Source organism: Cystobacter fuscus (assembly GCF_002305875.1).
In the GTDB taxonomy this organism is placed as follows: Bacteria; Myxococcota; Myxococcia; order Myxococcales; family Myxococcaceae; genus Cystobacter; species Cystobacter fuscus_A.
This window is the reverse complement of sequence record NZ_CP022098.1, coordinates 6,587,720-6,601,992: the sequence shown is the minus strand read 5'-3', so window position 1 is coordinate 6,601,992 and position 14,273 is coordinate 6,587,720. Positions and strand designations below refer to the sequence as shown.

The 14,273-nt window shown below is 69.4% G+C and carries 12 protein-coding genes and 1 pseudogene; 12 read left to right on the top strand and 1 reads right to left on the bottom strand.

Translation table 11 applies throughout. The annotated features are described in order from the left end of the window. The first annotated feature begins 49 nt into the window (after positions 1–49). From CYFUS_RS26915 to CYFUS_RS26895, 6 genes are all read left to right on the top strand, one after another. Entirely contained in the window at positions 50–496 is a 447-nt protein-coding gene (locus CYFUS_RS26915) for a hypothetical protein (protein WP_095992247.1), read from the top strand. A gap of 6 nt (positions 497–502) precedes the next feature. After that, complete coding sequence (locus tag CYFUS_RS51830) at positions 503–1,204, top strand: hypothetical protein (protein ID WP_198316086.1); 702 nt, start codon at positions 503–505, stop codon at positions 1,202–1,204. After that, positions 1,116–2,171 carry a type IV pilus twitching motility protein PilT gene (locus CYFUS_RS51825; RefSeq protein WP_198316939.1) on the top strand — a complete coding sequence of 352 codons (1,056 nt, stop codon included), beginning with the start codon at positions 1,116–1,118 and terminating at the stop codon, positions 2,169–2,171. The genes CYFUS_RS51830 and CYFUS_RS51825 overlap by 89 nt, the downstream gene beginning before the upstream one ends. 812 nt (positions 2,172–2,983) lie before the next feature. Next, positions 2,984–4,336: a Tox-REase-5 domain-containing protein gene (locus CYFUS_RS26905; RefSeq protein ID WP_157758674.1), complete on the top strand. Its 1,353-nt coding sequence runs from the start codon at positions 2,984–2,986 to the stop codon at positions 4,334–4,336. After that, entirely contained in the window at positions 4,333–5,052 is a 720-nt protein-coding gene (locus CYFUS_RS54375; RefSeq protein ID WP_095987835.1) for an Imm52 family immunity protein, read from the top strand. The genes CYFUS_RS26905 and CYFUS_RS54375 overlap by 4 nt, the downstream gene beginning before the upstream one ends. 85 nt (positions 5,053–5,137) lie before the next feature. Continuing rightward, entirely contained in the window at positions 5,138–5,905 is a 768-nt protein-coding gene (locus tag CYFUS_RS26895; RefSeq protein WP_095987834.1) for a hypothetical protein, read from the top strand. A gap of 9 nt (positions 5,906–5,914) precedes the next feature. Here the strand turns inward: CYFUS_RS26895 and CYFUS_RS26890 are convergent, their stop codons facing one another. Continuing rightward, positions 5,915–7,435: an MFS transporter gene (locus tag CYFUS_RS26890; RefSeq protein WP_095987833.1), complete on the bottom strand. Its 1,521-nt coding sequence runs from the start codon at positions 7,433–7,435 to the stop codon at positions 5,915–5,917. A 178-nt stretch (positions 7,436–7,613) separates the two neighbouring features. On the opposite strand from CYFUS_RS26890, the gene CYFUS_RS26885 reads away from it, so the two are divergent. The 6 genes and pseudogenes from CYFUS_RS26885 (at position 7,614) to CYFUS_RS26860 (ending at position 14,264) form a co-directional block, all read left to right on the top strand. Then, positions 7,614–8,618, top strand: coding sequence for a polyprenyl synthetase family protein (locus CYFUS_RS26885; RefSeq protein WP_095987832.1), 1,005 nt, complete (start codon positions 7,614–7,616; stop codon positions 8,616–8,618). Further along, positions 8,615–9,187, top strand: a complete 573-nt coding sequence (locus tag CYFUS_RS26880) for a GbsR/MarR family transcriptional regulator (protein ID WP_095987831.1) — start codon at positions 8,615–8,617, stop codon at positions 9,185–9,187. Before CYFUS_RS26885 ends, CYFUS_RS26880 begins: the two co-directional genes overlap by 4 nt. 24 nt (positions 9,188–9,211) lie before the next feature. After that, on the top strand, positions 9,212–9,733 hold the full coding sequence (locus CYFUS_RS26875; protein ID WP_095987830.1) for a gamma-glutamylcyclotransferase: 522 nt from the start codon (positions 9,212–9,214) through the stop codon (positions 9,731–9,733). 111 nt (positions 9,734–9,844) lie between these two features. After that, positions 9,845–10,861, top strand: coding sequence for a type VI immunity family protein (locus CYFUS_RS26870; RefSeq protein ID WP_095987829.1), 1,017 nt, complete (start codon positions 9,845–9,847; stop codon positions 10,859–10,861). A 51-nt stretch (positions 10,862–10,912) separates the two neighbouring features. Next, positions 10,913–11,263 (top strand): annotated as a pseudogene (locus CYFUS_RS26865) (DUF2019 domain-containing protein); the annotation flags it as partial. Positions 11,264–11,645: 382 nt separating this feature from the next. Then, positions 11,646–14,264 carry a Kelch repeat-containing protein gene (locus tag CYFUS_RS26860; RefSeq protein WP_157758673.1) on the top strand — a complete coding sequence of 873 codons (2,619 nt, stop codon included), beginning with the start codon at positions 11,646–11,648 and terminating at the stop codon, positions 14,262–14,264. The last annotated feature ends 9 nt before the right edge of the window (positions 14,265–14,273 follow it).

Below are 14,273 nucleotides of genomic sequence, written 5' to 3'. Positions count from 1 at the left end.
CCCCCCCCTGCTCCCTATGCTGGATTCCCTCTCCGTACCGAAACGACGCGTGGCGGCCCAGTTCATCCTGCCGGGTGGCTCCTCGCGCCAGGTCGCCGTGTTCCTCGCCGAAGCCACTCCCGCGCGCGCCGGTGGCGAGCGGCTCTCGGATCTCCTCAACGACAGTGGCTCCCAGTTCATCCCCGCGCTCGACGCGGAGACGGAGACCATGACGTTCGTGCACTGCGAGAACCTCGCCATGGCGCGCGTGGCCGCCGAGCACGAGCCCAATGTCGTGGATCCGTTCAACATCCCCACCGAGCACGAGGTGGAGGTGCGGCTGACGGACGGGCAGCGGCTGCGCGGGCTCATCACCTACGTACTGCCCGAGGCCCACTCGCGGTTGACGGACTACCTCAACAGCGCCCCCTCGTTCTTCCCCATCCTCCAAGAGGCGGGGCAGGTCGTTCTCGTCAACAAGAAACACGTCGCTTATGTGGAAACCCTTCGCCGCTGAGTAGCCATGGCCCGGTTCGACGCCTTCATCGACAAGCTCTACAAGGAATCCGCTGTCGCCATCATGCTGGAGACCGGCAGTGGCATCACCCTGCGTACCGCCTCGGGCAACGTGCCCATGGTCAAGGCGGGGCTCAACACGCAGCAGATCATCGGCGCGCTCTCGGAGATCGTCCCCGCGGATCTGCGCGCGAACTTCCCTCCCGAGGGAGTGTCCACCTTCCCGTACGCGGCCCCCGCGGGCTCGGTGCAGGTGAAGGTACAGAACGTCTCGGGCCACTTGAAGGTGGCGTTGGTGCCCTACAAGGCCCCGGCCCCGGCGGCCAACACCGTCGTGGCGGCGCCCTCGGCCCCGGCCGCCCTGGATCTGCCCCCGTCCTCCGGTGAGGAGAAGCTGGAGCTGGCCTCGCCCGCAGACATGATGGAGCTGGCGGCCCGGGGCTCCGGTGGTGCCTTCACCGCGCCCGCTCCCGCCGCCGCCGCCAAGGCCCCGCCGCCGCCAAGGCCCCGCGCCGACACCGGCTCCGGCCCCGGCCGCCCCCGAGCCGTCCTCCATCAAGGTGCTGCCCGTGGAGGCGGATCCGGACGCGCACAAGACGCTGCTCGGCCTGCTCAACCGAATGCTCGACAAGAAGGCCTCGGACCTTCACATGTCCAGCCAGGTGGTGCCCATGCTGCGCATCGACGGCGACATGGTGCCCCAGGATGACTACCGCGAGCTGTCGCATGACCGGCTCAAGGCCATGCTCTGGAGCATCGCGCCGGAGAAGAACAAGAAGCAGTGGGAGGAGACGCGCGACACGGACTTCGCCTACGAGACCGATCGCGCCCGCTTCCGCGTCAACGTCTTCGAGGATCGCAAGGGCATCGGCTCGGTGATGCGGCAGATCCCCACGAAGATCATGACGGCCGAGGACATGGGTCTGTCCAAGCACATCCTCGATCTGTGCTTCCTGAGCAAGGGCCTGGTGCTCGTCACCGGCCCCACCGGCTCGGGCAAGTCCACCACGCTCGCGGCGATGATCGACTACATCAATCGCAACCGCGAGGATCACATCATCACGATCGAGGACCCGATCGAGTTCGTCCACCCGAACAAGAAATGTCTGGTCAACCAGCGTGAGGTCCACGTCCACACGCACGGCTTCAAGAACGCGCTCCGCGCCGCGCTGCGCGAGGACCCAGACATCGTGCTCGTGGGCGAAATGCGAGACCTGGAGACGATCGCCATCGCCATCGAAACGGCGGAAACGGGCCACCTCGTCTTCGGCACCCTGCACACCAACACGGCGCCCTCGACGGTGGACCGCATCATCGACCAGTTCCCCGCGGACCGTCAGGAGCAGATCCGCATGATGCTCTCCGAGTCCCTCAAGGGCGTCATCTCGCAGATGCTCGTGAAGAAGATTGGTGGAGGCCGCGTGCCCGCGCAGGAGGTGCTCCTGTGCACCAGCTCCGTCGCCAACCTCATCCGCGAGGGCAAGACGTTCCAGATTCCGTCCATCATGCAGACGTCGCGCGGCATCGGCATGTCCACGCTCAACGACTCGCTGTTCGACCTCGTCAAGCGCAAGCTGTGCGAGCCGAACGACGCCTACATCAAGGCCGTGGCCAAGGGCGAGTTCAAGCAGATGCTCGAGCGCGCGGGCTACAAGCTCGATCTGCCCACGAGCTGACGCACCCCGTTGGGAGGAGCGCCGCGCGTGTGGCGGCGCTGCTCCCTTCAAGTCCCGTGCGGAGTCGTAGGCGGCCCCGCGTAGAGCTGTGTCCCGGCAAAGTCCAGGGCTCGGGCGGTGAAGGTCCTTTCGGTGCCCTCGGCGAGCGCGTACATGCCCCTGTCCATGGGCTCGTCTTGACCGAGAGCGTGGTGGTCTCCGGATCCTCCTCGGCCGCGGCGACCGTCACCTCCACCTTCTCGGCCCCGCGCGAGGGCATCCCCCCTGTATGGTTGGGTGCCCCCGTGTCCTATTCTTCAGGGTTGTTTCACCTGGGGGAAAGGCAGCGCCATGGAGAATGAATACCGGAGTCCTGAGGCGGGGAAGGGCGGCGGTACGCAGCTCGAGGTTCGGCGGAGCCGCGGGGCACGCCGTGGTGGGCCTCGCTCTTTGTGGCGCTGGTGCTCCTCGGGCTGCAGACGGCATGCGCGACGGGCTACCCCATGGGCGGGATGCTCGCTGGCGGCGCGCGCCATCGGTGGCGGGTGCAGCGTACGAGTCCCAGGTCACAGGAGGGCGCTGGCCAGGTCCAGAGGGTGTCTTCAACGAGGACCGGGGCGGCCATTGAGGACACCGAGGGCAGTGACGCTGGCACTGAGGCGCGCGAAGCCGCAGTCCCGACGGAGGTTGGCGCGGCCGGGTCTGCCAGGGCGCCGGAGCGGGCCCGGAATCGACCGCGCGGCGTGAGCGTGGTGGACGAGGAGGTACACCCGGAGGGGAAGGGCGGTGGATGGCCGGATGGAGTGGGTGACGGGCGGCCGTTCGAGGTGCCCATGACGCTCGACTACTTCCAGGGGTTCCTCGCGCAAGCTGGCGTGCCTGGCACCGCGTTGCCCAGGGAAGGGCGCACACTGGCGCCTCAGCAGGCATTGGAGCTGGTGCAGCACCTGCTCTCCACGCCGGTGACGCTGGGCAACTTCGGGCTGCGCCGCATGGCGGCGCACCTGCTCTTGGAGGTAGCCGCTAGCGGCGAGGGGGTGACGAGGGACGAGCTCCATGCGCGAATGCGGCGCTTCTCGCGGTTGCTGGTGCTTCGTCCGGACGGATACCTGGTGAGGGCCACGACGGGAGTGGCGGTCCAGCAAGCCGGTCAGGTCGTACTCGCCGAGGACGGGGCGTTACGGGCCGGTCGCTTCGAGGTGGGCCCGTTCTACGCCATCGAGGGCGAGCGCCTCTTTCCAGTGAACCAGCAGCTCGAGGTGCCGAAGGGGGCGCGGCCGACGGGCATGTATGAGCCCGACGACAACCCGGCGCTGGCGGTTGCCGAGGGAGCGGTGCTCGCTGTGGTGGACATGGTGGAAGGTCTCTACCGGCTGGTCTTCTATACGGGAGAGACGCTCGAGGGGCTGGCGCAGCTGCCGGGCGCGGTGAGGCAGCTCTACGAGAACTCGCCGCAGTTGTGGGAGGAGTTCCGTCACAAGCCGTATGCGGCGAAGGTGCGGACGATCTCCCGGCTGTCGACGGGAATAGTTCTGACGGTGGGCACCACGGGGGCGGGAGCTGCGAAGGCCTCATCCTGGGGAGGCAAGCTCGGGAGTATGAGCGTGCCACTCTTGTCCCTCTCGGGGGATGGGCTTCTCGCGGTGCGTCTGGTCGCGGTTCCTGTAGGGGGAGCCGTTGCAGTAGCGGGCAACGCGCTGAGTGCCACCTACGTCCTGCACATGGCCAACGTGGGAGCGCAGGGTGGCGGAGGGGGGAGCGGCTGGCCTCCCTCGGGTGGTCCTGGGAAGTGGGAGCCGGCAAACGAGAGCATGTCTGAGGACTCTCGCTGCTATCAATGCCAGGTGACAGGAGCGCCGCCGGGGTGGGTCTACCGCGTGTGGAGGAACGGAGAGAAGGCAGACTTCGACGGCTACAGCATCTCGGAGGGTGTTCTGCAGGACGGCAAAGCGTTCAGCTACGCCAAGCACTTCGACGAGAACCTTGAACCCAAGGAATATTTTCGAGGCGCAAAGAAGATGCTGGAGACAGCGAAGCGCCAGATCCGGGTAGCCGATGGCGTCCCCATTCGGTGGTACGTGGCAGAGCCGGAGATGGTCGGTATTCTTGAGAAGATGATCGAGAATGCGGGCCTTCACGGGATTGAGGTTGTCTACCAGCGGGCTTCAGCGGGAGGAGTGCCATGACGGAGAGGTACTACGCAGGCGTCTACTGGCCGGCCCGGCTTGAGTCCGCAGAGGAGTGCGCCCGGCGTTCGGTTGCTTTCTTTCGTCTCCTCGCGCAGTGCGACGAGATCTACGCTCGTTGGTTCGAGCAGGGGGACTCACTGGAGGAAGCGCTTCAGAGGGAGCTCACGCCGGATGTTGGGACCTTCCTTCGCTACTTTCAGTGTGAGGAGAACCAGCTCGGAAAGGACGGATTTAGCCTTGGAGCCTGGACGGGGCACGCGGAGGCCGGGCACGGGGGCATGGTGCAACTCACTTGTGGGGATGCATCTGGAGCCTACCCCAATAGCTGCGTGCTTTATCTCCCTCGGACGGACGCTGAACCAGAGGGTGCACGCGTGCTGACAGCTCCCGTCCTGGTGAGCGTGCTGCGGGCAATGGTGCTCGCGTGGGAGCCGCTCTTCGGCGTCATCGCCACCCATGAGTTTCGTAGGGCGCTTCGACCCGCGAGAGATCCGCGGGGCTTCGCGGGTTGGCTCACCTACGTAGCGCGTGAGCGCGGGGATGTGCCTCCGCTGCCTCCGCCCGTCCGAGCAGAGCCAGTAGAGGACAAGGGGACGGTCATGGTCCTGGCACCGGAGCGTCTGAGCGCCTCCAACCCAGAGCACCTGGCGCTCGGTCGCAGGGTCCAGGAGGTGTTGGACGCGAAGGGCCTACTCCGCCCAGTGCTCTCGTAGAGGCTGCGTGCCCCCCAACGCCATGGACCCCTACACCCTGAGTCCCTGACGCCCGTGCGGCTCCGGCGCTAACCTCGCCCCCTGCATGAAGGACTCCCGCGAACCGCCTCCCGTCATCTACCTGTCCGACCGGCGGCCCACCCTCAAGGATCTCCCCACCTTCGATCCCGACAGGGTGCCCGCCACCGCCGAGGCTCCGTCCCCGGACGAGTGCTTGTCCGAGGCGGAGTTGTTCCAGGAGATCGAGGTGCGTCAGGCGCTCCTGCTCGAGCGGCTCATCCCCCTGGCCGCCCCGGCCATGAAGTACTTCCAGCTCGCGCCCCTGCGCGAGCGCCTCGACTTCCCGGGAGGCTCGCTGGAGGCGCGGCGGCGCGCCCTGGAATCGCGGCTGGGCACCCCTCCGGACAAGGTCCTGCGCGAGGCGTGGTTGGACTCGCCGGGCTATCCGCTCGGGATGGATTCCGGCCTGTCGGTCTCGGGGCAACCCCGCTGTGGCTCCCAGAGCGGCGTGCACCTGCGCCGCTCCTTGTTCCTCCTGCCCGACGAGACGCTGGCCTACTTCGAGGAGATAGGAGTCTGGAGCAGCAGGGGCTCGGATGAGTACGAGAGTTCCTTCACCCCCATGAACGCGCGGCGCATCGTGGTGCTGGACGCGGTGCGCCTGTTTCCCCTGCACCGGTTGATCGCGGGACTGCGCGGCCTGCTGTGGTTCGACCGGGGCGCGCCCCAGCTCCCGCTCGAGCCGGGACTGGAGGAGCGGCGGGCGAGCTTCCTCTCCCTGGTGCGCGACTTCTTCCAGGCCACGGCCGTCTACAACGAGCGGCTGCGCCAGATGGCGCTCGATTCCGTCTGAGCGCGGGCGTCAGCTCTCCACGCGCACGGGCTCGGCGAGCGGGGACAGGGAAGCGCTCCGGGATTCCACCGCCGGAGCCTCCCGCCGGGACGGGCGCACCAGGGCCACCAGCGCCCCGAGCGAGTCCACGCTCTTCACCCCCGGCTCGATGATGCGCAGGGCGAGCAGCGCCGCGCACAACCGCGCCACCGCGGACAGGGCGAAGAGCACCTGGAGGTTGGCCCACACGTGGCCGCCCAGGGTGAACTCCGTGGGCAGCGCGCTCGCCAGCGCCCCACCCACGGACGAGGCCAGCGCGTAGGACAGTCCCGCCGCCGTGGAGAACGCCGCCAGGTAGAAGGGCCGGCCCTGGCGCGGGGCCACCGCGAGCGGCAGCGCGAAGATGGCCAGATTGTGGCCTCCCCACAGCACGCCCGCCAGCAGCGCGTCGAGGATGAGCGGCCAGAGGAACGTGGCCGTGGGGAACAGCCACACGAGCGGCAACAGGCCCAGGATCAGCGAGCACAGCACCACCACGGGCTGTGCTCCCAGCCTGTCGATGAGCTTGCCCCACAGGGGCGCCGCCAGCATGCGCACGGCGGCCACCGCCGCGAGCTGCACGGACATGAGCAGGAAGCTCATCTTCAGGTTCTGCAGCATGAAGAAGGAATAGAAGGGCGCGGACAGGCCCACCGCCGCGTTCCAGAACGTCTGGTACACGAGCACCCGGCGCGCCCGCTCGTCGCGCAGCGGCACGAGCGCCACGCGCAGGTCCAACTTCGGCTTCTCCCGGGTGCCGGGGGGCGCCGGATCATGCTGCCGGGCCATCAGCACCGTGCACACGATGCCCGCCGCGCACGACACCGCCGCCAGCAGGGGCAGTGCCGGACCCACGCCCGTCGCCGGACGCAGCCTGTCCATCACCACGCCCGCCACCAGCGAGGCGATCAGGTTGCTCAACGTGCACAGCGCCGTGCGCCGGCCGAAGAAGCGCCCGCGGATGGACTCGGGCACCAGCTCGCCCATCCACGCCACCCAGGCGTTGTTGCCGATGACGCCCAGCACCGCCCACAGCCCCGCCACCGACATCAGCAACCGCTGCTGGCCCACCAGCGGCAAGGGCAGCCACGGCAGCGCGCACAGCGCCAGCATCATCAACCGGGAGACGAGCACCACCGAGAGCGCCATGCGCCGGTGGCCGAAGGTGGACGTCAGCCACGCCGCCGGGAACTGCACGAACTGGGCGAAGAAGGGCAGGGCGGTCATCATCCCCACCTGGAAGGGGCCCAACTCGAGCGCCAGCGCCCACGCGGTGAGCGCCGTGGAGCCCGCGCCCGCCGTCACCACCTCCGCCATGATGCCCTCGGCCACCGAGGCCCGGAGCGACCGGCGCAGGCGGCGGCGCGCCTTGTGGCTTGAGGGCACGTGCGCCGTGGTGCTCGTGGAGGGGGCACTCGCGAGGGGAGGGGCTCCGGGCCGGGCGAACGGCACGACGGAGGCGAGGGCGGCCAGACTGCGCAGGACGTGACGGTGCAGGACGGCGAGAGGCACGCGCCTGTCTCTACCCGACCCCTCCCACCCGCTCCAACCAGCCCCCCGGGCCCGCCTGCTCCGGGGCCGAGTGTCCTCCGCCCACCTCCACCGACCCCTCGGGCCCCTCGGACCCACAGGAAGCTGGTGCGGTTCATGCGGTCTTGAACTATATGAACGCCGCGGAGGAGAGGGGTACATGGAATTGGCGCGTGAGCTGGCGGACTTTCTGGGGAGCGTGGAGCAGCGGCTGGGCACCATGCTGGACGACGGAGACGCGGGACCGGACACCCAGGGAGACACGTTGATGGAGGCCGCGCGCCACCTGTGCCTGGGCGCTGGCGGCAAGCGGGCCCGGCCCCTGCTGGTGCGCCTCTTCGGCGGCGTGTTCGGCGTTCCCCCCGAGAAGCTGCTCGACGTGGCCGTGGCCGCGGAGATGATCCACTCCTCCAGCCTCCTGCACGACGACGTGGTGGACGCCGGCATGTTCCGCCGCGCCCGGCCCACGGTGAACGCGCGCTGGGGCAACATCGTCGCGGTGATGAGCGGTGACCTCATCCTCTCCACGGCGCTCTTCCGCCTGAGCCACCTGGATCCGCGCCTCACCCAGAGCGCGCTCGCGGTGGTGATGGAGATGTCGCGCGCGGCCATCGCCGAGGTGGAGTCGCGCGGCAACCTGGAGCTGTCCCTGGAGCGGCTGCGCTACGTGGCCGAGGGCAAGACGGGCTCGCTCTTCGGCTGGTGTGGCCATGCCGCCGCCACGCTCGCCGGCCAGCCCGAGGCCGCCGAGCGCTTCGACGCCTTCGGCCGCCGGCTCGGCGTGGCCTTCCAGATCGCCGACGACATCCGCGACGTGCTCGGCACCGACCCCGGCAAGCCCCGCTACGCGGACGTGCTCTCCGGCACGCCCTCGCTGCCCATCCTCCTGGCCGTGGCGCGCGATGGCTCCCTGCGCGGCAAGCTCAAGGACGCCTGGGCCTTCACCACCATCAACCCCGAGCGCACGCGCGCCCTCGGCGACGCCATCGAGCGCACCGACGCGGTGCCGCTGGCCGTCGAGCGGATGAACGCGGAGATCGCCGCCGCGCTGGAGGCGCTCGGGCCCTACGCGCACCAGGGCATGGGCACGGAGCTGGTGCGCTGGGCGCGCCAGCTCTCCGAGGGCATCACCGCCCAGGCCGAGGCCCGGAGCCGGGCGGCATGAAGGGCTACCTGTGGACGGGTGGCGAGACGGGCAGCGGTGGGCCACCCGTCTCCGGGCACCTGGCTCCCTGGGAGGCCGTCGCCACGGACGCGGTGGGCAACGTCATCGAGTTCTGGGGCTTCAAGCGCAACCAGGGCCGGGTGTGGGCGCTGCTCTACCTGCGCGGCGAGCCCCTCACCGCGGGCGAGCTGGAGCGCGAGCTGGAGCTGTCCAAGGGCGGGGTGTCCATGCTGCTGCGCGACCTGGAGCGCTGGGGCGTGGTGCGGCGGGTGCGCTCGCCCCAGGACAGCGCCTGGCGTTACGCGGCCGAGACGGATCTCATCCGCATGGTGTCGCACGTGGTGGAGGAGCGCGAGGCGTCCTTCATCGCCCGCATCCGCGCGGATCTGCTCGAGGCGCGCCGGCTCGCCGAGGCGCAGGGCCTGGTGCCCTCCGAGCGGCTGGCGCGGCTGGAGAAGATGACCACGCTCGCCGAGCGCGTGGAGCGCGCGCTGCGCCTGTTCATCAAGACGGCCCGGCTGGACGTGGGCGGAATCCTCGACGCGCTGCGCGAGGAGTCGAACCGGTAGGCAAGTCGTGAGAAGGAGCACCCCATGGACTCGCATTACGATCAGGTGATGAAGGCCCGGAACGCGGCGGACTCCGGGGCGTCGCGGCTGTACTTCGCCTACTCCACCATCCTGGACCGGGCCGCGTTCCTGGAGTGGAGGGATCAGCACAGCTACGGCTTCTTCGAATTGCCCGAGGGCAGGCTGGCCGAGGCGCTGGACGTGGACCTGGTCTACGACTTCCCGTCGCGGTGGTGGGGAGGGCGGGTGGCGGGGCTGACGGACGAGCCGGGGCGGAGCGTGTTCGGGCGGCTGTTCGAGATTGGGGGCAAGGACTGGCCCATCATCCAGCACAAGGAGGGGGCGGTGACGGGGATGTGCGTGGAGCGCGAGGTGCGCGTGCGCGTGGAGGGCCAGGAGGTGAAGGCCACGGCGTTCGTGACGTCGCCCCGGCGCTCGTCCACGGAGGGGCCGGTGAGCCCGCGCTTCATCGAGGCGCTGGTGCGTGGCGCGAAGAGCGCGGGCCTGCCCGCCGAGTACGTCGAGCGCCTGGCCCGCGGGCCCTGACACCCACTACCTGGGGAAACGCGAACACGCAGCCGCTTGATTGACTGACGCAAAGGCACACTGAAGTCCGACCTCGTCAGTCAATCGCAATGCATTACACCCGGTGAGCCGATGAGTGCGCCTTTCCCCCGAGTCAGAATCTCCGGGCCCATCACCCGGTCGTCGTGGACTCCCGAAGGGGGAACGGTCGAGACCGTCGAGCACCAGCTCCTCGTGAGAGATGTCTTTCGCATCATCTTCTTCCTTCCCCACGATCATTTCGACCTCGCGCCGGGGGTGTCCCATGCGCTCGACACTTACTTGCGCGCGGTGGAGGGCCGTCCTGAAGCGCTCGCCGAATACAATTGCCGCTGGTGGCAAGCTTTTCCGTTGGAGGAGCGTGGATGGGAACTCATTCGGGACACTTTGAATCCGAAGGAGCGCACGTTCTTCGAGGACTACCCCGCATACAAGGCCCGTTCCGCGGAGAAGGATGGGACGGATCCTTTCTTCATCCTCCACGGCGCACGCGAGAGCGGTTACTGCTTCGACTACCGTGCTCGGCTTCCCTTCCGCGAAGCGCCACCCAACTTCGTCAGCATCCTCCGCGTTACGTTGCCAACGGAGTTCCTGGAGGAGCGGGGACCCGATTTCATGCGTGAATGGGCTCTCGGCATGGCCTCTCGACTCCCCTTCGCCTCGGGCCATGCCGGACTCGCACTGGACGTCGCGCCCGTGTGTATTGAATGCCCCCCTGACTTGCGTAGGCTGATGACTCGCCATCCCGGCTTCGATCTGCGCAATGCCACCATTCATGACTTCATGGGCGCTCAGGTGGATGGGGTGCATTGGCTGAACTTTCTCGGGCAGCCAATGCTCGGCGAGCTGGGTGAGGTTGCCGGCCTTCGTGCCCGGCTTTCGTCCCCCACCACCTCCGTCCAGGAGTGGGGCGAGGGGCGCGCCGTCGTGACGCTGGGTCCGTGGCCCGAAGCGGGGGACCTGCTCCAAGGTCAGGCGCTCCCCGCGTATCGCGAGCTTGCTCGGGTGCTCGAACCCTGGCTTGAGCCGTTCGACCCGGGCTTCCTTTCCTGCTCAGCTCAGGCGGATGACGAGCCCGCGCTGCTCCAGTGGTGGAAACGCTTCCTCTGAGGCTCAGCGCGAGTTTGGTTTGCAGGCGATCCGGAATGTGAGGAGCGGGATTTGGTAGAGAATCTCGAGAAGTTCGTGGCTGAGTTTGCTCATCACGTCCAAGCCCAGAACGAGGAGATCTTCCGGGGGGACGCGAAGAAGGGCAACCTGCACGCCAGGAAGATGATTGCCGCGTTCACGCAGCTCCGTTCACACGGTGATGTCGGGCGGGACGCGCTCGCGGTGCTGTTCTCTCATCCGCGCATGGACGTGCGTGTCATGGCGGCGGTGTTCCTGCTCCGCCATCGGACGACCGAGGCCCGAGCCGTTCTGGAGGAGGCCGCGAAAGGGCAGGGGTTGGTTCCGTTCGGAGCCTCCGAGGCCTTGAAGCGCTGGGAAGAGGGCACCTGGGCCTTGGATCCCGCTGATGATGCCGTGGAGCAGCCAGAGCCGCCTCGCCCACCTCCCCAGCGCAGCAGGGCTCGCGCGGCGCGCCCCGTGAGCGACAGCCGGCGGAGCGTCAAGCGGGACAAGCCCGGCGGGTGACGAGCCCGCGCTGCTCCATGTGGTGGAAGCGCTTCCTCGCTTGAGGTTCTCGGGTCAGGCGGGAGGGGTCCCTGTTCAGTACTTCAGGGGTCCTCCAGGAGGGCTGTACTCCGAGAGACGGTTCCTCCTCGGCGGGGAGAACGGCCAGGAGGGAGGGCACTTCAAGGGTTCCCTCATCACCCGGCCGCGCGAGCGAAGGCTCGGGTAGCGTGCGGGGTACCGCGCGCCGTCCGGCGCGTGATTGTCCCTGGGGGAGTTCGTGCAACGAGAAGGTTCGTTCCTGTTGTCATGGCTGACAGTGGGGTTGGTGTGGATGGTCTCGGGTTGCCGTCCGGAGGTGCCTGACGCGCCCGTCATGGCGGGCGCGGCCCGCTTGGTGGCCCATCTCGAGCAGACTCCGGCCCCGACGGAAGTGGAGCGGGTGTCCGTCACGCTCTCGGCGGAGGGCCTGGAGCCGCGCACCCTGGAGCTGGCGCGGGTGGACGACGAGTGGAGCGGAACGGTGGAGGACATTCCCGCGGGGGACGCTCGTGCCTTCCACGCGGAGGCTTTCGGCGCGGGGGGCGCGAAGCTCCTCGTGGGCGAGGCCCAGGACGTCACGATCGTGGCGGGACAGACGGCACGGGTGGACATCGCCCTGCGGCCGCTCCTGGGTCCTCCGCCCCCCCTGCCTCCCGAGGTGGTGGCGGCCACGAGCTCCGCCGAGCAGGCGACCCCGGGGGGCACCCTCACGCTGCGCGTGGAGGCGAGGGATCCCCAGGGCAGCGCGCTCGGCTTCACGTGGTCGGCGAGCCTGGGGACGCTGGGCACGCCGGTGGAGGGCGCCTCGGCGAGCGAGGTGGCCTGGACCGCGCCCAGGTGCGTGCCCGCCGGGGAGACGCCCTCCATCACCGCCACGGTTCGCAACGCGCTGGGGCTGTCCACGTCCCGCGCCTTCACCTTCGGCGGGCTGCCGGAGTGCTCGCGGCTCGCGCCCGGCTCGTGGAGCGCCATCGCGGGGTTGAGCTGGGGCCGGGAGTCCTTCTCGGCGACGCTGCTGCCCTCGGGTGGGGTGCTGGTGATTGGCGGTGTGGCGACGCCGCTCGCCGCGCGGATGACGGAGGTGTACGAGCCGTCGCTGGGGGTCTCTCGGTTGACGGGCGGATTGCGCGAGTGGCGGCTCTGGCACACCGCCACCGTGCTGCCCTCGGGCAAGGTGCTGGTGGCGGGGAGCGGCACCGCCTCGGCCGAGCTGTACGATCCGGCGACGGGCACGAGCACCCCGACGGGCTCCATGTCCGGGCCGCGCGACTCGCACACGGCGACGCTGTTGCCCTCGGGCCAGGTGCTGGTGGTGGGGGGCTGGAATGGCCCCACTCTCGCGACGGCGGAGCTGTACGAGCCCGCGACGGGCAGGTGGAGGTCGGTGCGTTCTTCGCTCGCGGGCCACGGGGGCCATACGGCGACGCTGTTGCCCTCGGGCAAGGTGCTGGTGGTGGGGGGCGACACCACCTCGACCGAGCTGTACGATCCGACGACGGACACGTGGTCCTCCGCCGGCTCCCTGCGCCTGTCTCGGATGAACCACGTGGCGGCGCTGCTGCCCTCGGGCAAGGTGTGGGTGACGGGGGGCCTGCGGGGGGACGAGCCAGGGGCGAGCTCGGAGGTCTTCGATCCGGCGACGGGCACGTGGTCTCCGGCGGGGGAGGAGCGCGACGCCGCTGCGGCGGTGGTGCTGCCGTCGGGAAAGGTGTTGGTGCTGATCGAGGGGCGGGGGGCGGAGCTGTACGATCCGGCGACGGGGACCTGGGCCCCCACCGGCCCCATGGTTCGGCCCCGCTATCGTCCCGCGATGACGTTGCTGCCCTCGGGCGAGGTGCTGGTGCTGGGAGGCGACAACGACGAGGCCGGCGCGGAGCTGTACGATCCGGCGACGAACACCTGGCGCTCCCCGGCCTCCAAGACCCTGAACCGCACCGCGCACACGGCGACGCTGTTGCCCTCGGGCAAGGTGCTGGTCGCGGGCGGCGGTACTCCAGGGGGAGCGGTGGAGACGGCGGAGCTGTACGATCCGGCGACGAACGCCTGGTCCGTCACGAGCGGCATGCGCACGCCCCGCCGCGAGCACACGGCGACGCTGTTGCGCTCGGGCAAGGTGCTGGTGGTGGGGGGCGCGGCCACGGATGAGCCCCTGCGCTCGGCGGAGCTGTACGATCCGGCGACGGGCACGTGGTCCCCGGCGGCGGATCTGGAGACGGGAATCTCCGCGCCCCTGACCCCCGCGGCGGTGCTGTTGCCCTCGGGCAAGGTGCTGCTGGTGGCGGGGGCGCTGGCGGCGCTGTACGACCCGGAGACGAACACCTGGGCTCCGACGGGAGGACTGCTTTCGGATCACCAGACGCCCACGGCGACGCTGTTGCCGTCGGGCAAGGTGCTGGTGGTGGGCGGCGCCCCATCCGCCACGGCGGAGCTGTACGATCCGACGACGGGCACGTGGTCCGCGGCGGCGTCGCCGGGCCAGGAGCGCAGGCGGCACACGGCGACGCTGTTGCCGTCGGGCAAGGTGCTGGTGGCCGGAGGCTCTCCGGTGGACATGGCGCAGCTCTACGATCCGGCGACGGGCACGTGGTCCGAGGCGGGGACGCTGCCCCTGCCGCCCCGCTCCAGCGCCACGGCGACACTGTTGCGCTCGGGCAAGGTGCTGCTGGTGGGAGGGGATGAAGGGGAGGGCGGACGATGGAGCAACCTGTACGATCCGGCCACCAACACGTGGAGCGCCTCGGAGGACATCGGCAGCAAGCGCGCGTACCACACGGCGACGCTGCTGCCCTCGGGGCAGGTGCTGGTGGTGGGTGGCTACGCCGAGGGATGGGCCCTGGGGATGCTCTACACCCCGTGAGTGGGGCGC

Coding starts and splice junctions, on each gene's coding strand:
- CYFUS_RS51830 (WP_198316086.1), top strand. CDS start 503: ATGGCCCGGTTCGACGCCTTCATCGACAAGCTCTACAAGGAATCCGCT.
- CYFUS_RS51825 (WP_198316939.1), top strand. CDS start 1,116: ATGCTCGACAAGAAGGCCTCGGACCTTCACATGTCCAGCCAGGTGGTG.
- CYFUS_RS26905 (WP_157758674.1), top strand. CDS start 2,984: ATGACGCTCGACTACTTCCAGGGGTTCCTCGCGCAAGCTGGCGTGCCT.
- CYFUS_RS54375 (WP_095987835.1), top strand. CDS start 4,333: ATGACGGAGAGGTACTACGCAGGCGTCTACTGGCCGGCCCGGCTTGAG.
- CYFUS_RS26895 (WP_095987834.1), top strand. CDS start 5,138: ATGAAGGACTCCCGCGAACCGCCTCCCGTCATCTACCTGTCCGACCGG.
- CYFUS_RS26885 (WP_095987832.1), top strand. CDS start 7,614: ATGGAATTGGCGCGTGAGCTGGCGGACTTTCTGGGGAGCGTGGAGCAG.
- CYFUS_RS26880 (WP_095987831.1), top strand. CDS start 8,615: ATGAAGGGCTACCTGTGGACGGGTGGCGAGACGGGCAGCGGTGGGCCA.
- CYFUS_RS26875 (WP_095987830.1), top strand. CDS start 9,212: ATGGACTCGCATTACGATCAGGTGATGAAGGCCCGGAACGCGGCGGAC.
- CYFUS_RS26870 (WP_095987829.1), top strand. CDS start 9,845: ATGAGTGCGCCTTTCCCCCGAGTCAGAATCTCCGGGCCCATCACCCGG.